Annotated in this window: 15 protein-coding genes; 9 read left to right on the top strand and 6 right to left on the bottom strand. The window is 59.2% G+C overall.

Annotation, left to right across the window (positions count from 1 at the left end; all coding sequences use genetic code 11):
* Positions 1-4 precede the first annotated feature (4 nt).
* The 3 genes from PL79_RS09115 to PL79_RS09105 form a co-directional block, all read right to left on the bottom strand.
* On the bottom strand, positions 5-1,345 hold the full coding sequence (locus PL79_RS09115) for an MFS transporter (RefSeq protein ID WP_044847800.1): 1,341 nt from the start codon (positions 1,343-1,345) through the stop codon (positions 5-7).
* Between the two features lie 90 nt (positions 1,346-1,435).
* Positions 1,436-2,872: an N-acyl-D-amino-acid deacylase family protein gene (locus tag PL79_RS09110; protein WP_044847801.1), complete on the bottom strand. Its 1,437-nt coding sequence runs from the start codon at positions 2,870-2,872 to the stop codon at positions 1,436-1,438.
* A gap of 158 nt (positions 2,873-3,030) precedes the next feature.
* Positions 3,031-3,918: a LysR family transcriptional regulator gene (locus tag PL79_RS09105; RefSeq protein WP_044847802.1), complete on the bottom strand. Its 888-nt coding sequence runs from the start codon at positions 3,916-3,918 to the stop codon at positions 3,031-3,033.
* Positions 3,919-4,387: 469 nt separating this feature from the next.
* On the opposite strand from PL79_RS09105, the gene PL79_RS09100 reads away from it, so the two are divergent.
* The 3 genes from PL79_RS09100 (at position 4,388) to PL79_RS09090 (ending at position 6,958) form a co-directional block, all read left to right on the top strand.
* The gene (locus PL79_RS09100; protein ID WP_044847803.1) at positions 4,388-5,095 is read left to right on the top strand and encodes a YfiR family protein; all 708 of its coding nucleotides are present in this window, start codon (positions 4,388-4,390) and stop codon (positions 5,093-5,095) included.
* Positions 5,092-6,360 (top strand): diguanylate cyclase domain-containing protein, encoded by a 1,269-nt coding sequence (locus PL79_RS09095; protein WP_044847804.1) that lies wholly within the window; start codon positions 5,092-5,094, stop codon positions 6,358-6,360. Before PL79_RS09100 ends, PL79_RS09095 begins: the two co-directional genes overlap by 4 nt.
* A gap of 88 nt (positions 6,361-6,448) precedes the next feature.
* Positions 6,449-6,958: an OmpA family protein gene (locus tag PL79_RS09090; protein ID WP_044847820.1), complete on the top strand. Its 510-nt coding sequence runs from the start codon at positions 6,449-6,451 to the stop codon at positions 6,956-6,958.
* A gap of 7 nt (positions 6,959-6,965) precedes the next feature.
* On the opposite strand, the gene PL79_RS09085 is transcribed toward PL79_RS09090, so the two are convergent.
* Positions 6,966-8,057 (bottom strand): helix-turn-helix transcriptional regulator, encoded by a 1,092-nt coding sequence (locus PL79_RS09085; RefSeq protein ID WP_044847805.1) that lies wholly within the window; start codon positions 8,055-8,057, stop codon positions 6,966-6,968.
* Between the two features lie 393 nt (positions 8,058-8,450).
* Between PL79_RS09085 and PL79_RS09080 the strand changes: the two genes are divergently transcribed.
* The 6 genes from PL79_RS09080 (at position 8,451) to PL79_RS09055 (ending at position 15,796) form a co-directional block, all read left to right on the top strand.
* Positions 8,451-9,098: a hypothetical protein gene (locus PL79_RS09080; RefSeq protein WP_135801019.1), complete on the top strand. Its 648-nt coding sequence runs from the start codon at positions 8,451-8,453 to the stop codon at positions 9,096-9,098.
* A 347-nt stretch (positions 9,099-9,445) separates the two neighbouring features.
* Positions 9,446-10,213: a hypothetical protein gene (locus tag PL79_RS09075; RefSeq protein WP_153227284.1), complete on the top strand. Its 768-nt coding sequence runs from the start codon at positions 9,446-9,448 to the stop codon at positions 10,211-10,213.
* Positions 10,214-10,303: 90 nt separating this feature from the next.
* Complete coding sequence (locus tag PL79_RS09070) at positions 10,304-11,338, top strand: hypothetical protein (RefSeq protein ID WP_135801017.1); 1,035 nt, start codon at positions 10,304-10,306, stop codon at positions 11,336-11,338.
* 249 nt (positions 11,339-11,587) lie between these two features.
* On the top strand, positions 11,588-12,214 hold the full coding sequence (locus PL79_RS09065) for a tyrosine-type recombinase/integrase (protein WP_044847806.1): 627 nt from the start codon (positions 11,588-11,590) through the stop codon (positions 12,212-12,214).
* Positions 12,215-12,523: 309 nt separating this feature from the next.
* A complete protein-coding gene (locus tag PL79_RS09060; protein ID WP_193759825.1) occupies positions 12,524-13,630 on the top strand; it encodes an HNH endonuclease in 1,107 nt (368 codons plus the stop codon).
* A 924-nt stretch (positions 13,631-14,554) separates the two neighbouring features.
* Positions 14,555-15,796: a hypothetical protein gene (locus PL79_RS09055; RefSeq protein WP_135801016.1), complete on the top strand. Its 1,242-nt coding sequence runs from the start codon at positions 14,555-14,557 to the stop codon at positions 15,794-15,796.
* Between the two features lie 415 nt (positions 15,797-16,211).
* Here the strand turns inward: PL79_RS09055 and PL79_RS09050 are convergent, their stop codons facing one another.
* On the bottom strand, positions 16,212-17,276 hold the full coding sequence (locus tag PL79_RS09050; RefSeq protein ID WP_135801015.1) for a DNA double-strand break repair nuclease NurA: 1,065 nt from the start codon (positions 17,274-17,276) through the stop codon (positions 16,212-16,214).
* Between the two features lie 696 nt (positions 17,277-17,972).
* Positions 17,973-19,814, bottom strand: coding sequence for a hypothetical protein (locus tag PL79_RS09045; RefSeq protein WP_135801014.1), 1,842 nt, complete (start codon positions 19,812-19,814; stop codon positions 17,973-17,975).
* Positions 19,815-20,108 lie beyond the last annotated feature (294 nt).

Genomic DNA, 20,108 nt, shown 5'->3' with positions numbered 1-20,108 from the left:
GGGTTCACGTGCGCACCATCAGCCGGCGCGGAATCGACAGGATCAGCGCGGCGGCGGCGAACAGCGTGAAGGCGAGCAGCGCGACGCCGAGTTCGGTGCTGCCCGTCAATCCGGTCGCGTAGCCCATCAGCGTCGGGCCGACGAACCCGGCGACGGCCGCGCCGATGTTGACGAGCCCCGCGCCGCCCGCGGCCGCCTCGCCGGCGAGAATCCGCGACGGCAGACTCCAGAACATCGCGAGCGTGCTCATGATGCCGGCCACGCCGATGGTCAGGCACATGACGGCGAGCACCGGATGTGCGCGCATGCCGAGGCTCGCGAGCAGCGCGACGCCGCCGATCGCGACGGGCAGCGCCGTATGCCAGCGGCGCTCGCCGGTGCGCACCGAGTGCTGTGCGTTCGCGACCATCGAGACCGATGCGACCAGATAAGGGATCGCGCTGACGAGGCCGACACCGAGATTGCTCAGCGAACCGAGCGCCTTGATCATCGTCGGCATCCAGAACACCAGCCCGTAGTTGCCGACGTTGTAGAGGAACGACGTCGCGAACAGCAGCCACAGCGTCGGTTCACGCAGCGCGGCGCCGAGCTGCGTGCGCTTGCCGGCCGCTTCCTGCGCCATCTCCGCGCGGATCATCCGTTTCTCCGCGTCGGTCAGCCAGGTCGCGTCGTCGATCCGCTCCGTCACGCGTGCGAGCAGGTACAGGCCGAGCACGATCGCCGGCAGCCCTTCGATCAGGAACATCCACTGCCAGCCGCGCAGCCCCAGGCCGCCATGCGTCGCGTCCATGATCCAGCCCGACAGCGGGCCGCCGACGATCACGCCCAGCGGCATCGCGAGAAACAGGAACGCCATGACCTTCGCGAGCCGGTGCGACGGAAACCACACGCTGAAGTACGCGATCACGGCCGGAAAGAAGCTGGCCTCGGTCACGCCGAGCAGGAAGCGCAGCGCATAGAAGCTCGCGGTGTCGCGGGTCGCCAGCGTGGCGACCGACACGACGCCCCACGTCAGCATCGAGCCGGCGAGACAGCGCTTCACGCCGATTCGCCGCACGAGCCAGCCGGCCGGCACCTGCAGCAGCAGGTAGCCGACGAAGAACAACCCGGCGCCAACGCCGTAGGCGGCGTCCGTGAGGTGCAGGTCCGTCACCATCTGCAGCTTCGCGAAGCCGACGTTGACGCGGTCGAGATAGCCGAAGAAATAGCAGACCAGGATCAGCGGAATGATGCGCCGGCTCAGGCGCGCGTACAGCGCGTCGAGGCCGGGCGCGGCGGTGTCCGCGTGCGGGGCCGCGCCGGTTTGCATGCCGCGCGGCGTGGGGATGCCGTTGGAATTCGTCATGGTGACTCCGTGCAGGTTGATTCCGGGGCGACGGCCGCGCGGGCGGCGGCCTTCGCGACGACGGACAGGCGTGCCATCGATCGGCCGACGCTAGCGTCCACGGCGCAGCGCCCGGCCGGGGTGCGCGCCGGTGTGCCGGCCGTGTTCGAGCACGGCACGCCCGTTGACGAACACGTGCTCGATGCCTTCAGGCCGCAGCGTCGGGCTCGCGAACGTTGCGCGGTCGATCACGCGGGCGGGATCGAACACGACGAGATCCGCGTAATGACCGACCGCGAGCCGCCCGCGCGCCGCGATGCCGAATTGCTCGGCCGTGAGGCCCGTCATCTTGCGCACGGCGGTTTCGAGCGGGAACAGGCCGCGCTCGCGCGAGAATTCGCCGAGCACGCGCGGGAACGTGCCCCACAGCCGCGGGTGCGGGCGCGTGTCGTTGGGCAGGCCGTCGGAGCCGATCATCGTCAGTTCGTGGCGCATGATGCGTTCCACGTCCGCCTCGTCCATCACGAAGTAGATCGCGCCGGCGGGGCGCAGCGCGTCGATCGCGGCGTCGATGGAATCGCCGAACAGCGGCAGCAGTTCGTGGAAGTCGCGGCCCGCGAGCTCGGGATGCGGCTTCGACCAGGCCAGGATCACGCGCGACGACTGGCGGATGCGATCCGCGCGCAGCATCGTCGACGTGGCGGGATATGGATGGCAGTCGATGCACAGCGGTTGCCGTGTGCGCTGCGCGTCGATATGCGCGAGCGTTTCGACCGAGCGGCCGTGGTTGGCCTTGCTGGCCACCTTGTGATGCGACAGCACGACGCGCACGTCGAGCGCGCGTCCGATCGAGAACGCTTCGTCGAGCGACGCGATGATCGCGTCGGTTTCGTCGCGCAGATGCGTCGCGAACACGCCGCCCGTCTTGCGCAGCGGCGCGCACACGTCGATCAGTTCGTCGGTCGTCGCCGCCGCCGCGGGCGGATAGAAGGTGCCCGACGAGACGCCGAACGCGCCGGCCGTCATCGCTTCGCGCACGTCGGCCGCCATCGCCGCGATCTCCGCCGCGCTGGCCGCTCGATCGAGATCGGCCATGTGCCGCACGCGCAGCGTCGAATGGCCGACCAGGGCCGCCGTGTTCACGGCGGCGGGCGTTGCGTCGAGCGCGTCGAGATATGCGCGAAACGACGGAAAGCGAAACGACTGCCAGGCGCCCAGCAGGTCGAGCGGCTGCGGCACGTCGCGTTCGGCGAGCAGGGGGGCGAGACTGATCCCGCAGTTGCCGGCGATCACCGTCGTGACGCCTTGCGCGACCTTCGGTTCGACGTCGGGATCGGTCAGCACGAACGCGTCGTCGTGCGTATGGCTGTCGATGAAGCCCGGCGCGACGACCAGGCCGCTTGCGTCGAGCGTGTGTGCCGCGGTCGCGTCGCCCAGATCGCCGATCGCGGCGATGCGCTCGCCCGTCACGCCGAGATCGGCCTCGAAGCGCGCGGCCCCCGTACCGTCGATCAACTCGCCGCGGCGCAGGATCACGTCGAAATGCATGGTGGCTCCTCCGGAATCTGCCCGGACCCGGGTGCTGCCCGCGTCCGTCGTTCATGTTCGCCACCATCGTCACCAGCCATTTTTCAGGCGTCCAATGCCGTTCGGCTCGCGATTCATGCGAAACCGGCATCAATGCGAGCGCCGCCGCGCCCGCCGCATTACGCGAACGCTGCCTTCACCAGCGCAAGGAGATCGCTCGCGAAGCTCGACATCGAGATGGTGCGATGCCGCACGATGCCGACCGTGCGGTCAATCGTCGGGCTCGCGATCGGCACCGCGCGCACCGCCGGCGAGCCGTACGCACGCAGCGCGCTTTCGGGCAGGATCGCGCTGCCGACGCCGGCCGCCACCAGCGCGGCGACGCACGAGATGTGCTCGACCTCGTAGAACCAGCGGGTTCGCACCGCCTCCTGGCCCATCAGCATTTCGAGCAGCAGACGGTTGCCGCTGTCGCGGCCGCCGATGATCAGCTTCGCGTGCCGCAGTTCGCCGAGCGTGACGGCGTCCGCGCGCGCCAGCGGATCGTCCTCGTGGGTCGCGAGCACGTAGCGGTCGGTGAAGAGCGGTTCGAACACCAGATCGTCGTCGTCGCCGGGGTGCAGGCTCACGCCGAACTCGGCGATGCCCGCGCGCACCTGCGACAGCACGAAGTCGTGATTGCCGTCGAGGATCTGCACGGCGACCTGCGGATACCTGGCCGCATAGTGGCGCAGCACGTCGGGCAGCGCCTGCGCGACGACCGTCGGGATCGACGCGAGCCGCACCTTGCCGTAGCGCTTTTGCGCGATCTCCTGGATCGACGACAGCATCATCCCGAGCTGCGCGATCTGCTCGCGCGCCATCGGCAGGAACTGGCGGCCGACGCCCGTGAGCGTCACGCTGCGCGTGGTGCGCTGGAACAACTCGACGCCGAGCGTCTGTTCGAGCTTCTGGATGCGGCGCGACAGCCCCGGCTGTGTCAGGTGCAGCTTTTCCGCCGCGCGATGGAACGTGCCGAGTTCCGCAACGGCGACGAAGGCTTCGAGTTCCGAGTTTTCGACTTTCATGGCGCTCCAATGTGCAGGCCGGTTCCCGCATGCCGGCGTGTGGCGGCAGGATTCACGCACCGGTATTTTCGTCGATATCGATTCGTGGCCGGCGGTGCCGCTCGCGGGGCGATCGCGACGGGAGAAATGACGTGACCGCTTCTGGCAGAAGATGCGCGTCGGGCGGTGGATGAAGATCCGTCGAAGCCGGGACGAATGTATGAAGGTTGACGCGCGCGTGCGTTCAATCCACTGATCAATTTTCCGAAGTCGAGGCTCGATCGTCGTCGGCAAACACGTTCGCTCGCATCGTCGCGCATCGCACCGATTCGCCCTATTTTCCGATTGCGATTTGGCGGGAGTATCCCACTGGTTCGGGTTGCGAATTTTTACCTAAGATGGAAGCAATCATGTGCGTGACACGGTACCTGCGCGCGCACACGGCAGGCAGGAGGCAGGGCCGGGAACGACTGCAACCGATGTTTCCATCATGGATGCGAGTGTGTGCGCGACGGCCGCGAAGCATGCGGCCGCATCGACGCCAGCGGGCGCGGCGGCAATCGCCGCGCGGACGGCGTCCGGCCGGTCGGGCCGAGTCGCGTCGTTGCGCCACGCATTCATCGCAATCGTTTGCGTTCTGAGCGTTGTCCCTTCCGTCCTCGCCGGATCGCCTGCCGTCAGGGACGACCCGGTCGACACGATGCCCGTCGCAGCCACCGCGACGCCTGCCGGCCCGACGGGTCCCGCCTTTTCGTCACACGACTCCAACGTACGCCAGGTCGTGCTCGGCATCGTCAGTTTCACGCGCTGGCCGACGACGCCCGCGCGCCTGCGTCTGTGCGTGACGGGCAGGCCCGACTACGCGGGCGACCTCACCGACACGATGCAGGCCGGCTCGACCGTGCTCGACGTGCAGCGCGTCCCCTTCGACGATCCCTCGCTCGGCATCGCCTGTGACGTCGTGTATCTCGGCGCGCTCGGCAACGACGAGCGAATGCGGGTGAGAACCGAGCTCGCCGGCCATCCGGTGCTGACCATCGCCGAACACGATCCGTCGTGCACCGCGGGCAGCATGTTCTGTCTGACGGTCGAAGGCGAGCACGTGACGTTCGACATCAATCTCGACGCCGTCGCGCGCAGTGGCGTGCGCGTGCATCCGAACGTGCTCAACCTCGCGCGGCGGACGCTGACGCCATGACACGTTCCGCGCCCCCCATTGCGTCCTCACGCGTGCCGCGCCCGACGCTGCAAAGCGTGTTGCGACGCGCGCACCTGCGCCTGGCGTTCGTCGCGGTGACGATGGCCGCCGTGTCGCTGATCGTCGTCGCCGTGATCGCGTTGCGTGCGTATGCGGGCAACAACCTGAACCTGCTGGCCCGCTCGCTCGGTTACACGGTCGAGGCGGCGCTCGTGTTCGGCGACCGTGCCGCGGCGAGCGAAGCGATCGCGACGATCGCCAGCGACGAGGACGTCGCGCAGGTGGTGGTCACGGACAACAAGGGGCAGTTATTCGCGACCTGGAAGCTGCCTGCCGGCGGCCGGATCGCCGGGCTCGAGCGCGTCGTCGCCGATCTCGCGTTGCCGGGGGCCGTGACCGTTCCGGTGATGCACGACGGCATCGTCGTCGGTCAGGTGATCGTGCGTGGCCGCGGGCATCAGTTCTTCGGATTCCTGCTCGGCGGCATCGGCGGCATTCTCGGCTGTCTCGTCGTCAGCGTGTTCGGCGCTTACATCAGCTCGAAGCGTCTGCTGCGCAACATCGTCGCGCCGCTGCGCGCGCTCGCCGCCGTCGCGCACGCCGTGCGGCGCGAGCGTGCGTTCGCGCGGCGCGTCGAGCCCGTGGCGATCGCCGAACTGAACCAGCTCGGCGACGACTTCAATGCGCTGCTCGATGAACTCGAGGAGTGGCAGAACACGCTGCGCGACGAGAACGCGTCGCTCGAATACAAGGCGACGCACGATGCGCTCACGGGTTTGCCCAACCGCGTGCAGTTCGAGTCGCGTCTGTCGCTTGCACTCTGCGACGCCGTGTTGACGGGGCAGCGGGTCGCCATCCTGTATCTCGACTGCGACCGCTTCAAGGAAATCAACGACTGCCTTGGCCACGATGCCGGCGATGCGGTGCTGGTCGGCGTCGCGGCACGGTTGCGCGCGCAAGTGCGCGAAACCGATCTCGTCGCTCGCCTGGGCGGCGATGAATTCGCGGTGATGCTGACGGGCGTGCGCGACACGGACAGCGTGTGCCTGATCGCCGACCAGATTTTGTCCGGCATGGTGTCGTCGATCGAGTTGCCCGACGGACGCATGGTGGCCACCATGATGAGTGCCGGCGTTGCGCTGTATCCCGACCATGCGTCCGACGCGAGCGGCTTGCTGCGCGCGGCGGATGCCGCGATGTACCGCGCCAAGCGTGCGCGGCCGGGGTCGTGGCAGTTGTCGGAAGGCGTAGCCGGGCCGGTTTGACGTCGATCGTTTCGCGCTGCGGGCGAGGCCGCGGCGGCGGGATAAGAAGCGCACGCGATGCGCGCGCATGCGAAGGAAGGGGACTGTGATGAAAAACGCGTTATCTGTGAGCATGGGGAGGATGTGCGTCGCGAGCGCGGTGCTGCTGTGCCTGCTGCTCGGCGGGTGCAAGACGCCGCCGCTTCATCGTGGGCTCACGCAGACGCAGGTCACGGCGCTGAAGTCGGCCGGGTTTCAGGAGACCGAGCAGGGGTTCGAGTTCGGGTCGACGGGGCCGATTTTGTTTGACTTTGATCGGTATAACCTCAAGCCGGTCGTCAGGCGGATCGTCGAGCGGATCGGGAGGACGTTGAGGTCGGCCGGGATCAACGGTGTGCGGGTTTATGGGTACTCGGACGAGGAAGGGGAGACGGCTTACGATCTCGAGTTGTCCCGGCGGCGGGCGGAGGTGGTGGCGATCGAGCTGGTGGATGTGGGGCTGGACGGCAAGCAGATCGCGGTGGTCGGGAAGGGGAAGAGCGATCCGGTGGGGGATAACCGGACACCGGCCGGGCGGGCGCAGAATCGGCGGGCGGCGATTGTGGTGTCGCCGAGGTGAGGGGGCGTCACGTCTGCATGACCAGCGACGTCAATTGCGCCGCCCGCGTCACTTCCGTCTTCGCATAGATCGACTTGATCTGCGAGCGGATCGTGCCGATCGACACGCCGCGCAGCTCGGCGCATTCCTGCGGCGAGTGTCCGTCGCAGCACAGCAGCACCGCGAGATCGGCTTCGGCCGACGACAGTCCGTAGAACACGCGCAGCCGCTGCGCGCGTGCCGCCGGCGAACGCAGGTCGGCTGCCGTCATCAATGCCACGACGCCGGGCCGCTCGCGCACGAGGCGTGACTGTTCGGGCACCGGTATCAGCGCAAGCGGTAGCGGTTCACCCGTCGCACGGCGCAGCAACAGCCCACCGCGCGCGAACGCGTGCCGCCATTGCGCATCCTCGACGCAGCCTTCCGGTGCGAAGCGCCCATTCACGATCCGCAGCGCAGGTTCCGCCGCGATCAGTTGATCGGCTGCGCGATTCGTATAGCGGAGTTCGCGTTGCGCGCCGAGTAAGAACACCGGCACCGGAAGCGCATCGAGCGCCGATTCCGCGGCGGCCACGCGTGCTTCGAGTTCGCCGATGCGTGCCTCGATCCGCAACGCGCGGCTGATGTGTGCGCCCATGCTTTCGATCGCGACGCGCTGTGCGTCCGACAGGCCCTGCGATTCGGGGCCGCTCTGTACGCTGAGGAATGCGCCGGTGTGCTCGCCGCGATGGATATACAGGCCGGCGATGCTGCCGATTCCGTATGGCCTCAGGAATTCCTGGTAGAACACGCAGTGTTCGCGCTGCGGGCGGGACAGTTGCTTGACGTCCTCGAACCAGCGACCAGTCGGCCAGTTGCCGGCGATCGGTACGACCGGGTCATACAGATAGAACTCGGTGTTGTATGCGCGGCGGCAATCGGCAACCCACGGCTCGTCGTCGCCCGCAGCCCGGTCGATGACCGGCACTCCCGCCGTATCGTCGAACGACAGCAGCGTGGCCATGCGCACGCCTACCGACGATCGCAAGCCGTCGAGCACGACTTCCCATCTCTGATCGCCCAGTGCTGCAGCGTAGATGTCATCGAGCAATGCCGATGGAATCAACTCGTTCCGTTGCATTTGGCTACCCCGCGCGATGGGTTGTTTTTGACAGCCTTTCGGGCATCTTACTCATTCTTGCGCGGGGTTCAATATGCGTGGGCGATTTCGGCCGGAAACATGTTGATTCAGGTGTGTTCATCGTCAGATGTAATGGCGATTTTCAATATTCTTGCGCGACTTTTCTGCATATAGGACAAAGGTTGCGGTATCGCCAGACGATTCGAACATTGAACTTTTCATTTCCAAGGTATCGTCGCACAAACGCCTGTCGGGAAGGTTTGAGTGATCGCTAACTATCCGTACGCGTTTCGGGATTCAACCGGTCGATGTTAACGTCCAGATCGTCGACAATTGCGTACGTGTCTTTGGCCGCTGCCAGTCACAAAAAGCGTATGAGGTGCCTAGTCATACATGAACCATCCTCCACTTGAACTTGGTGCTGTCTTCCAAACTGACTGGACAGAACATCCTATTCGCGTGATCGCGTTTGATGCAGATGTGGTCATGTATGACGCTTGGTGGCCACAGAAGCAAGCCTGGGGCATGGAGAACTTGTCCGGCACCTTTAGCTACTACCGCGTGCGACGTACTGTGTTCTGGTCGCGAGCGCATTATCTGCGGACCGATGAATACTCGGAGCTCGAGGCTAGCATTCACAGGCCAGATCTTCCCTTGGCCTACGGTCAGTTCGAATCGTTGAACTGGCATGAGCAAAGGCCCGAATCTTTGTTGCAACTGGCTCAACAGATCGTCCAAGCACGAGGCCATCAAGACCCGCGCGATAATGCTTCGCTGCTAAAGACATCGGCCATTTACCTCGCACCTTTCGGTCCAAAGGGCAGCCACAAGCCGCCGACGTTATGCCATGCGCAAGACGGCCATGCATTCAGCGAATCAGAAGTTCTATGGAACGCGTGGCAATTGCAGGCCCCGCACCTAGGTGAGCGCCATCTCACGAGCGGCATCGGCATCTATCGTTTGGGGGTTCGGCGGCGCACCCCGACCTTCTATATCTGGGGTTTTTTGAGCCAGCTGGATGGAGGAGCGAGTAGCTCGTGAGAAAGGGGCGTCACGATTGCTCCTGTCGCTGCTCTGCGTACTGCGAACGGCAGTTTCCGAGATGGCCCGAGGCCGCTCCGGGGGCGGAGGTTGCTGGTCGAGCCGCGCAGGGCGGCGACTGGCGACTTCCGGCCACAATCGGACTGTCGCAAACGCGACCATGCGGACGTTCGAACGTCGGCTCTACACGCGACTGCAGACGTACGTACCAGAAAGGTATCGACGGGACACTCAAGGTTCTAATCTGACAGCCGACAATTAGTTGCCGAGTTTTAGTTTTCTGCGGGGATTTTTGGAGAAGGTCTGCGTTAGGCTAGACCCATAAAAATACATACGGGAGCCGAGCTATGAAAAGATGCGCGTATTGCAATACTGCGAATGAAAAATTTACGAGAGAGCATATCTGGCCCGCCAACATACTTCGGAAGTGCGAATCTCTCCTGACGTACAATCCTAAGAATGAGGATTTTCATCAAGGTGAGCCCGTTGTCAAAGATGTTTGCGGGGAATGTAACAATCGCCACTTAAGCAAGGTTGATATGTATCTGGCGGACTTGTTCGATCGTTACTTTTCCAACTGCATTGAGGCCGGGCAGCCTGCTGATCTCATCTATGATTACAATACGCTGCTTCGCGGCTTGCTGAAGATTTCGTATAATTCAGTGCGATCAACAGCAAATGAAAAGCAAAGAAAACTGTTGTCACGCTTCGCGAAGCAGATCCTTCAAGGCGGAGCATTTCCGTCGGTGATGGTGCGGTTGCAGATCGTAACGACATCAAGAGCCACTACTGTGATTGGCCATGAAGTCGGAGCGCTGAGACCCGAAGTCTTGAGATCCGCCACTGTCTCCTACGATGGAAGATTTAGCAATAGATTTTGCATTAGGTTGATCGCATTTAGAAGTTACTGGTTCTACGTCATCATCCCTTACAAAAATGAACCGCAGCATATTTGGAGGGAGTTCATTAAATGTCTTGGAGGCTGGGTGACCCCCATGGGCGTGCCTTTAGAACCGAACAAGAATGTGGCTTCTATTCCAGTCAACAAAACCACATGGGTTTCACCGACACTCCTCGGCAGACTCGCTCGTGATCTAGAGGAAATCGAGTTGTAACTTTTTTGCTGCCTCGCATTCGCTGGTCGGTGGGGTCGCGCCATTGGCCAACTCAACGAAAACTCATTCGGAGATTAGAGAGCCACGCAGATGACCGGGTGCACTCCAAAATTGAGTGATTGCTTCAAAATTGAGGAATATATGCGCGCAATTAGCTATCAGAATACGATTACAACCATTCCAGGCTGGGCTCCCATACACAACGATCAACCGCGAGGTTACGCGTATCAAGCTGACGGCTACAATATTCACGTCTATGCACACAATGATCACCTTTTTATCATGTCGCCTGGCTTAACCGTCACCCAAGTGATCGGTGCCGCGTCCCTAGATGATTGGGTTGCCGCCACATTCGGGGCGCAGAACATCGTTGAGCTGCAAACTCCCCCGGGAACCGTTGTCGCCGGAGTATGGCGCCCCGGCCTATATTCCGAATCGCATATTCATCAAGCGTTATCGACGAACCAATTCGAACAACGCTCCGCCGAACAGGCGTTGCGTATCCTCGTCGAAAAACTTGACGAAATTTTGTTGTACATCGAACCGTCACCTACAGGCTTGGGTTCCTATGGGCACAAAACGCGAGAATTGCTCATTCTGGCTTGCACCGAAATCGAGAATGCATGGAGTCAATATTTAAGGTTAGCTGGATCTGCTACGGTGCGGCCCACTACAAATCAATACGTGCGATTATTGAGACCATTGCATCTCGCCGATTATGAAATTTCTTATTCTTTGTTTCAGACGCTGCCTGTAGTAACACCGTTTCGCGGGTGGCGCGCATCTAACCCTACCGCGTCGCTACCTTGGTATGATGCATACAACAAGACGAAGCATGACCGAGCGACGCACTTTAATTTGGCAACGCTTGAAAATTGCCTTCATGCGATTGCAGCAGCGGTGGTTATGTTCTGCGTGAGGTATAGCCCATTCCCGTTGCTCAACAGCAATGGACCGCTATCAGGGTTGATTCGTCAGCATATGACGATAAGGCTTAGGGACCCAGATGTCACGTCGTTTTATGTACCGCTGGTGCAACTACCGGCTGCGTATCAAGGCCATTTGGTTTGTGGTCGTGCGGATGAATTCATTGGCAACTGGAATCAAATTCCACTAACTATTTGACGAAGTCAATTGGATATTCGAACAACAGCACATAGGAGTTTCGGTCTCGGCACCACACGGCGCGGGACTCAGGCCAAATCGTCCGGTGGCAAATCGGCTTCGGCTTGTCGATGGCTGGGAATGAGAATGTCCCTTGTGCACCCGATACTGCCATTTGTGGTGTGATGCGCCGAAGGACCGAAACGGGTCGGATAGCGCCCGCCGGAAAAGGCGCACACTCAATCCCCCTTCGCTTGAGAGGAGATTGTCATGGAATCCGAGAATGTCGTCGTTCGTCACCGTGTGCCATGGAACAAGGGCAAGCTTACCGGGCAGAAGCCGCCGTTAAAGCTCCGAGAAATCTGGGCGATTCGGACGCGACTTCAAATAGCGTCGAACCTTCGTGAGCTCGCGATGTTTAATCTCGCAATTGATAGCAAGCTCCGAGCGTGCGATCTTACGCGGTTGCTGGTCCAAGATGTCCGCCACGGAAGCCAAGTGGCGTCCAGAGCGACAATCATGCAGCAGAAGACCCAGCGGCCGGTGCAATTCGAGATCACGGAACAGACCCGTGAGAGCCTCGAAGCTTGGATCGAAGCGCGAGGACTGAAGGCGGCAGATTTTCTATTCCCGAGCCGGTCGCACACGTCACCGCATCTGTCGACGCGGCAATATGCCCGGCTGGTACATCGTTGGATTGCATCGATTGGCCTTGACGATACTGCATACGGAACCCATACGATGCAACGCACAAAAGCTTCGCTGATCTACCGGCGAACGAAGAACCTTCGGGCGGTGCAGTTGCTGCTCGGACACACGAAGCTGGAAAGCACGGTTCGCTATCTCGGCATCGAGGTCGACGATGCCCTTGAGATGGCGGAGCAGACGGAGGTTTGATGGCATCGCGGCCGGCGAGCGGTCGCTTGCCGGCCAAAAGCAGAAGTTCGCGAAGGTGGCTGCAAAGCTGCCATTCGGGCGGCAACTCGTTCATGGACAGGTGTTCAATTCCACGTAATGATTAGGCGTGTTGTTATACGGACCCGGCTTTGCAAGAATCGAGGCTACATGCGGGGTACGATGGCATAATTTTACGCTCTGATAATAATTGTTACGCTGACCAAGAGGTCAGGTTATTCAAAGTTAGAGAACTAGTAACATCCGATTTTCCTGAGAGACACAATGAGGCGCGAACTGAAGGACCGGCTGATGAAGAAACATGGTGAGCGCTGCCCCATTTGTGGTGCAACTGGAGTCCCGCTAGAAATTCACCACATTCTCCCTCGCTCAGCAGGTGGCACCGATGACGAAGCCAATTTGATATTGATATGCGCCAACTGTAATCGGTCAATCACCAATCGAAATTTTACCGAAGCTGAATTCAATCACTATCTTGCGAGCCTCCTCACAAGGTCATCGGAATTTGAAGATATCAAGCTTGAAGAGCGCCTTTCACGGGAAAAGCCGTTTCGAGCCGACATAACCGCACGATCTAAGGATGGTAAGACTTGGCTGATCGAGTGTAAAAATTCTTCTTCGTTCACCCCTGCGCGCATGGATCAGGCGATCAGTCAGATCGAGTCGTATAAAGCGCTAACGAAATTTGATAGGTATGTATTGGCGTTTCCCGGGCTGTTATCTGCAGCTCAAGTAAGCGCATTAAGCGCCCATGGCATTGAGTCTTGGGATGTCAATACACTGGCAAACAAATTCAAGTCCGAAGTTTCATCAATACCACACCCGGTATTTCAGGCGATCCTCTCCGCTTCCCGGCCATCGGCGAGCAAGACACTAGAAGAAGAATTCATAGCCAGCCTGAAGGCATGCAAGAAGGGTAAAGAGTATTGGTCGGAATACCAAAAGCTCATTGGACAAATTCTTGAGCATTTATTTTGCCCTCCTTTGGAAACGCCAATTTCCGAGTTGGCAGATCGTGAAGGCATTAACAGACGGGACTGGATCATCCCGAACTATGCTGACCAAGGTTTTTGGAATTTTGTGAGAGAAAAGTACCGCGCTGACTACATTGTTGTTGATGCGAAGAATTATAGGGCAGCGATTTCAAAGAGCCAGGTATTGCAGTTGGCGAACTATCTTAAGGTCCACGGCGCAGGAATGTTCGCGATGATTGTGACGCGAATTGGTGCGGACAATGGTGCTCTTCTAACTATAAGAGAGCAGTGGGTGGCCAACCATAAAATGATCTTGGTCGTAAATGACGAAGATATGGAAGCAATGCTGCTGGCCAAAATGGCGGGGGGCAATCCAGAGAAGATAATTGGTCAGGCCATCGAGAGGTTCAGGCTCTCAATGTAGTTGCTAACCCGTTCTCTAACATGGCACATATGGACTCCCCCAATTCAATAAGAAATTGATCGATACGTCTGACCAAGAGGGAATAGTTGCAGTCGTATATCCGGCATCTTCAGTGGGCCCTGCCAACATGGAATCTGTGCACGATAGCGCCACACGCTGCAAGCTGCCGGAAGAGTTATCTGCGTTCAATCGTTGGGGGAGCGACCGGTCGCTTGAGCCGACTCACCTTGGCAGGCCGCCGCTCGCGACTCAACGTCCACGTGACCGTCCGCTTCAACCAAGTCCGAAGGACCGCTTCGGGTCGGCTACGGCCGACCGCGTCGGGCGGCAGGCGGCCATGAGGGGGCGTTCGCGCATTTTGTTTCCCTGACGTTCAAGCGTCGGCTGTACCCGGATAGTGTTGAAAAATTCACTTTTGCCCGCGGGCGCACCGCGCCGAGAAAAATCAGCCTCTCAGATCGCTCTACAAGCCGCCCGTGAGCATCGGCTAGGGGTAAGACGACTCCCGAAAACTTGCCCGGGCACCTGACGGAAGAGTTTTTCAACACTATACCCGGCAATCGGCCATTCGCTCCTGGAAGCTGAACGCTGCTTTTTCGGTCCCTGTATCCATAGGCAGCGAACGGCGCTTACCACGGGTACAGGCACCAACTCCGGAGTTGTCGGCGATCGTTCGGTTGATATGTGGGCAATGTGGCTAGAGCACGACGCAGTTCGGGCGGGAGTGCTACTTCGAATCCGATCCTTCCGGCACCGGCAAACAGGCAACATTCGGCAGTAGGGCGACTCCGAACATCCCGCGTCGGTTCCGCCTTTGGAGGCAGACCTTCAAGGTCATCGGGGCTGAGTCGCTTGAGAACCAGGTGACGTTACCGCGGTGTGTTGGCATACTGGCGGGCGACTGATCGCCTCGGCAAAATCTATATGAAAAAAGAAGACAACGTTGGTGCCACCTCAAAGGCGATGGATCCCTTTTTTGAGACGATTTACGATGGGGAATGGAATGCCTGTGTAGGTATCCAAGGTGACGCTGAAAATTATGTTGACGGCTATCTTGAGGCAGCGCTTGAACTCGCAAGCGCCGTTATTGACAAGCGCTTGATTGGCAGCCGCGATACGTTGGCTATGCCCATACTTTATAACTGCCGGCACGGTCTTGAACTGTCGCTGAAATATGCAATTGACCGCCTGCACAAGTCAGGGATGCTTACGCAAGGCTTTCCAGTTAATCACGACATTGATGGTCATTGGCAACATCTGCAATCCGCAGGGGGCGGCCCCAATGCCGCCCTCGGAGACGCATCGTTGAGAAAAACCGTTTCCGACCTTGAGCCATTTGTTAGAAGCTTGGCGGCCGTAGACGATGACGGTCAAGAGCTTCGCTACGCGCTTAATAGGGACGGTCAAATTAGCTTGTCCGATGTTGCTGTTATTAATCTCCAACATGTGCGCAACAGTATCGGGAACCTCAGCGAGATCCTTCAATGCCTTAAACACCGTGTTCAAGACATTGTAGAGGAGCGGCTGACGGGGACGCATACTTCGCATTGTTCACGCAAAGATCTCGAAGCTATCGCGATTTTCATGGGAGATCAATCAGCGTGGAATGATGAGAGCTTCCTCGAGAAGAAAGTTCAGGTCATGAAGCAATACGGTCTAAGTGGCCGTAAGTTTTCCGATGCCATAGATTCGATCCGGCAATCGCGGCCCCTCGCGGCCTTGATCGGAAAGGAAACAGGCCTTAAGTATATCAGTGATGAGAAAGCAATCGAGGCCATGCGGCTTTGGGTGGCTAGCAAGCCGGAAACCGACGGAGGCGATGGCCTCGGATTGGATTACTTTGATCGCGATTTCGAGAAATACAAAGAACAGGGGTTACGCCGCAAACGGCTTTTTGAATCGATCTCCGCACTGCTAACAGTACAAGAATTCGCGGAAATACAGACGCTCTACTATTTGGGAAGGGATCAAGTGTTAGGCGAACACCACGAAGGGCTCCTGGCTAACACCACCTCGACGTTGGGCGAGACCCTTACGTGGGAAGCCGTGGACCATCTGCTATCAAGGATCTCCATTCTTGACATGGTCGCAGATGGATTGGTGAAGGCCGGGCGTCCATCCCTTGCGCGGAAGTTGCGAGAACTGCGTCCGTCAGAGACAGCATAGCCGCGGTTGCTTCGCCAAGGCGGCGAGCGATGCGACCGGTGAAGCCGATTCATCTGCTCACCGCTTCGGCGAAGGTGCGCCGGATCGTCAAGATCACGGCGCTCCCTGATCGCCGATGCGAGGGTGACTTGTCGTGCGAGGTCCGAAGCGGAGGGCCGTTTTTCTCCGGAGGCAGCCGCTACGTTTTCTCCAAAGCGAAAGTCAGGTTCGGGTCGGCTACTGCCAAGTGCATTGGGCTCCAGACGGCCAAGAACGAGCACTCGCACCACATACGCTAACGTCTGCTCAAGATTTGTTAACGGGCATACGAAAGAGCGACGATGAGTACAACCCGTCGCTCTTTGCGCAATCCTCACCGCCAGTTTCATTCTGCCAGCTATTTTACGGTGCTCAAGTGATCCCTCGCCGTATTCAATTAGTCAGACCGGGTTTGCGTCAGTGAGTTGAGAATATCGCAAAATCTTCTGATCGCCGAGATTGCGCGCTGGGTAAAGCGTTCGTCAACATCCCGTTGACCGTTGTGCACGACGTTCTGTCGCTGGGTCAGCGCCTCTTGACACTCCGAAAGAATAGTGCCCGGCAATATATCCTCAGAAAGAATTGTCGGCAAAAGATATTTTACCGTGGCACTTAGCCCGAGGTGGCTCACTTGCGAATAAAGGGTCGAAAGGCCTAATCGCCCACCCAAACGGTCACCGAATTCAGCTTCCGCCTTGGGGCTCTGCGAGAATCTAAATACGACTATCTCAAGCGCCGTGACGGCTTCTGTAAGCGCGCTCCGACGATGCCCGGCTCTAAGCAGGTACTCCGCACCTGCCAATAGTTCACCTACCAAGTCTGGCTTCTTTGCACCAACGACAAAGTCGCGGAATGCCGGCCAATCATCCTCCTCTATGTAGCTGTTCGTGCCTCCCGCCCTTATCGTAATAGAGTCAGTAGTCGGCGGTACAAAAGTAAACCAAGGTCCTTCGTCGACGCGCCCTCGGGCATCGAACTTTAGAAAACAGGAGCGCAACTGATCATGATCAATATTATGCTCAGTTAGCCAGTACTGTCCTTTCCGAGATCGTGCAAACGCGATAAGTCGATTAACCCTTTGAAGCACGGAAAGCAAAATTTTTCGCGCGAGGATTCCGTACTCTACCTGCAAACTATCGTTGATCTTGGTGGACGATTCCGAATTTTTCGCAGTTTGCACGTAGGCCACCAGTTCGTCGGATAGGTCTAAGGCCTGGACTTCGACATTGACGTAATGTGCCAATACGTTGACATAGTTCTTCAGTTCGTCAGCGGTTGGTTGTGATGCCCACCATGTACACTTCTCGTCAAACCACAAGATAAATCGCACGTCACCGTCATCAACTGCGATACCTTTATCGCGGCCCAACGGAAGCCAATGAGTGAAGGTGAGCGCGGGCACCAAGCCACCAGGCGGGTCGCATTCGAACGGTATTTTCAGCGTAATGGTTATGGATGGCATGAGGTACCGTTAGGTCGTCGTCTAGAGCAGGCTGGATGCCGTACCTACGACGCACTACGGCCTGATGAACGATAGATCAGCAACTTTTATTGTGCCGCAGAGCGGTGCAGAACGGTGCGGCTGTCATTATGACAATGACTAGGCGACTTGGGAAGAAATGACGAACCCTAATCCATGCATCTAATAGATTGGCCGAGGAGTGTTGGCCAAGGAATCGACAACGTGATTTCTCGCGAAATTGACGATAAGCTAATGAGACATTGCTCGTAAAAACGCGTCTAATGTCCGCTGAAGAGCAACCAACGAACATTGATTACGCGGATCTGAATGACTGAAAAGGAACACGGCCGGTTGCGCGTCACAGGGCAGTGGCCCGGCTGCCGGCCGAGTTCGGCCAATTGCGGCCGTTCGATCATCTTTCGGGCGGCCATTCGAAAGGCGGCTCCGCCCGGATAGCGGACGTATGCCTGTGCATTCGCCCCACTAGGGGCAGTGGCCGTACAGCGGACCTCGTGAGCATGTACGCCACGCCAGGCAAGTTCGGTCCTGAGCGATCACCGAGACTGCGGAGGTCACGGGCACTCCCAGTCTAGCTATGCCAGGCGTTTGTGATCTAAGTCGCCGTCTTGTACGCCCGTTGCGCGCTAAGCAGTTGCTCCGGTATCGGGTTTGGCGCACCTTGCGCGCTAGGTGGCTTCAAGTTGACTTCGGTATCGCAAATACGCGCATGCCCTCCCGGATTCTTGCGTTACCTTCTGGCCACAGGAAACCAGCCGGGTCGCCCTCCTGCGCACGCTCCACGGCACTCCCTTTGATTTGGATAGATTCTACGTCGGCTTCATCGAAATAGATTGGCCCCTCCACCGCTATCCGATCGCCGACCGCGATGCTGTTCTCCGAAATGACAACGCCAAATTTCCCCGTCATGGCTTTCGCGACCGTGCCAATATACCGATAGTGTGCCGGCACAGCCTCGATACGTTGTTGGCTGTAGAAAACCGCCATCACTTGCTCCGCGGACCATCCGTGTTTGCGCATGTTGACGACCAGACGGTACAGATCGAACGCCGTCATCAAGCCGAGACTCGTTTCGCCCGCGACGTCCAGCAGTTCCTGCCGAAATGGCATTTTGTTCTCACGATCGAGGGGCGGCAGGTGTCGCTGATGGTTGACAATTGCAAGTCCCTGCACATCCGTCCTACCCAGTTCTTTCGTGTTAATGAAGGCGTGCTTGTTCGCCTGCGTCGCGTCTTCGTCGGTTGGGTACCCACCAATGCCCTTGATGTCGATGATCAGCAATGGGCTCCGATCCTCGATACGCAGATCTTCGCGCCGGCTTTTGCCTTCCTGATCCCGGATTTCATCGACGTCTATCACACGCTCAAAGCCGATTTCGCCAAGCGCTCTCTTTATCGCCATCACTAGCGAGTCGCCCGTTCCCGTCAGCAAGTCGTGTAACCAGCCATTCGTCGCACGCTCCGCCTCGATATCGCTGTCAAGCCGCGCGATCGCTGCCTTGGCTTCCGCAGCAATACGGGCCTGCTCCGACTGCAATTCAGCTATGCGCGGTAGTTCATATTCGATCCGATTAGTCCAACTCCCGCGCTCAATCTCAGGAAAGAGATGCGGCGATAGTTCTGGTAACGCAGTCGCCATCAACTCTCGAAGAAACGCGGCCTTCCGCGCTATCTGCGGTAATACAATCGTTAATCCCTTTCCACGCCGGCGCATCAAACCAACTGCATGACCGTATTTGTTCACGGCCAGCGGTTGCCATTCGTCTTCTTCCCTGTACCCTCCCACCAAGGTGCAGTCGAACCGAGCCATATCCAAGTGCTTCGCGAGCACTGCGCCAACGGATGATGTATCGACGACCCGGATTTCTTCGCCTGCGTCCTCTTTGACGCGCATGTCGTTAAGTTCAGACGTGATGCCCCACACGTCCCTATTAACCTGACGTTCTTGGTTAAATCCGTAGGGCGTCGAGCGTGCCATCACAAAGGTCAGCGGGATGCGCCGGGTCGCGAACACCACAAAAATGCCACCGTTGTCCAGTACGCGGTCGAACGCAGGGAATTCTTGCAAGACTGTACGGACCCGAGCATCGATAAAGCCCATGTCGCACTTCGCCCATAAATCGAGCTCACCTTTAGGGCGATGTGGTTCGCCATTAGGATGAGTGTCCATGTCGTCCATGGATAGATCCGCAACAACGATGTCGACTTCTTCATGCCCATTGAGTTCGTCGTGTTGTATGACCGGAAGGAACCCAGCGCTCACCTCCACGCGATACGGGGTGCCCAGGGAAGCGGTCGTGACATTCGCCCAATTCTCACGCAGCGTATCCCCAACCTCTGAATCAACGTCCAGAAGCAGAATCTTTGGGTGATTGAATTTTTGCGGCTTGGCCGCGAGCGTGCTGGATCCCGCCGATTCTGCCGCTGGACGTGCGGTACGAGCTGGTTTGGCGGTGTCAGAGGTTCGTTTCGTCCAAGCAGGGAGCGCCATTTTTTCGTCGTTCGGTTGGTTGAAGCGCACTATGCGCCGCTGTCGGGCGACTATTATGGCTCACTAATCCCGGGTCGAATCGTTACGACGAGGGACGGATGTATTTTGTAAGCGGTCGTTGCGACGACCGCTTACAAACGGCGGCTCAGGGTCGCGTTCAGCCGCCGGTCGTGCGGTGGGCGATGTCCGGAGGGGGCGGTTGGCCCGGTTCGGCCAGAAGCGGTCTTCCAATAGTTGGGGCTAGATAGGGCTCCACGGACGCATGCTCCAACCCAATCGCCCGCGATGTTCCGGTGAGAACCATCCTCGTTGCGATGTAACTGG

The sequence above is a fragment of the Burkholderia sp. USMB20 genome (genome assembly GCF_000949135.2).
Lineage (GTDB): Bacteria > Pseudomonadota > Gammaproteobacteria > Burkholderiales > Burkholderiaceae > Burkholderia.
The sequence above is the reverse complement of the archived record's forward strand: the minus strand, read 5'-3'. Positions and strand labels throughout refer to the sequence as shown.

Excerpts from the sequence above, each read along its gene's own strand:
- PL79_RS09115 (WP_044847800.1), bottom strand. The coding sequence starts at position 1,345 with ATGACGAATTCCAACGGCATCCCCACGCCGCGCGGCATGCAAACCGGC.
- PL79_RS09110 (WP_044847801.1), bottom strand. The coding sequence starts at position 2,872 with ATGCATTTCGACGTGATCCTGCGCCGCGGCGAGTTGATCGACGGTACG.
- PL79_RS09105 (WP_044847802.1), bottom strand. The coding sequence starts at position 3,918 with ATGAAAGTCGAAAACTCGGAACTCGAAGCCTTCGTCGCCGTTGCGGAA.
- PL79_RS09100 (WP_044847803.1), top strand. The coding sequence starts at position 4,388 with ATGGATGCGAGTGTGTGCGCGACGGCCGCGAAGCATGCGGCCGCATCG.
- PL79_RS09095 (WP_044847804.1), top strand. The coding sequence starts at position 5,092 with ATGACACGTTCCGCGCCCCCCATTGCGTCCTCACGCGTGCCGCGCCCG.
- PL79_RS09090 (WP_044847820.1), top strand. The coding sequence starts at position 6,449 with ATGAAAAACGCGTTATCTGTGAGCATGGGGAGGATGTGCGTCGCGAGC.
- PL79_RS09085 (WP_044847805.1), bottom strand. The coding sequence starts at position 8,057 with ATGCAACGGAACGAGTTGATTCCATCGGCATTGCTCGATGACATCTAC.
- PL79_RS09080 (WP_135801019.1), top strand. The coding sequence starts at position 8,451 with ATGAACCATCCTCCACTTGAACTTGGTGCTGTCTTCCAAACTGACTGG.
- PL79_RS09075 (WP_153227284.1), top strand. The coding sequence starts at position 9,446 with ATGAAAAGATGCGCGTATTGCAATACTGCGAATGAAAAATTTACGAGA.
- PL79_RS09070 (WP_135801017.1), top strand. The coding sequence starts at position 10,304 with ATGACCGGGTGCACTCCAAAATTGAGTGATTGCTTCAAAATTGAGGAA.
- PL79_RS09065 (WP_044847806.1), top strand. The coding sequence starts at position 11,588 with ATGGAATCCGAGAATGTCGTCGTTCGTCACCGTGTGCCATGGAACAAG.
- PL79_RS09060 (WP_193759825.1), top strand. The coding sequence starts at position 12,524 with ATGAAGAAACATGGTGAGCGCTGCCCCATTTGTGGTGCAACTGGAGTC.
- PL79_RS09055 (WP_135801016.1), top strand. The coding sequence starts at position 14,555 with ATGAAAAAAGAAGACAACGTTGGTGCCACCTCAAAGGCGATGGATCCC.
- PL79_RS09050 (WP_135801015.1), bottom strand. The coding sequence starts at position 17,276 with ATGCCATCCATAACCATTACGCTGAAAATACCGTTCGAATGCGACCCG.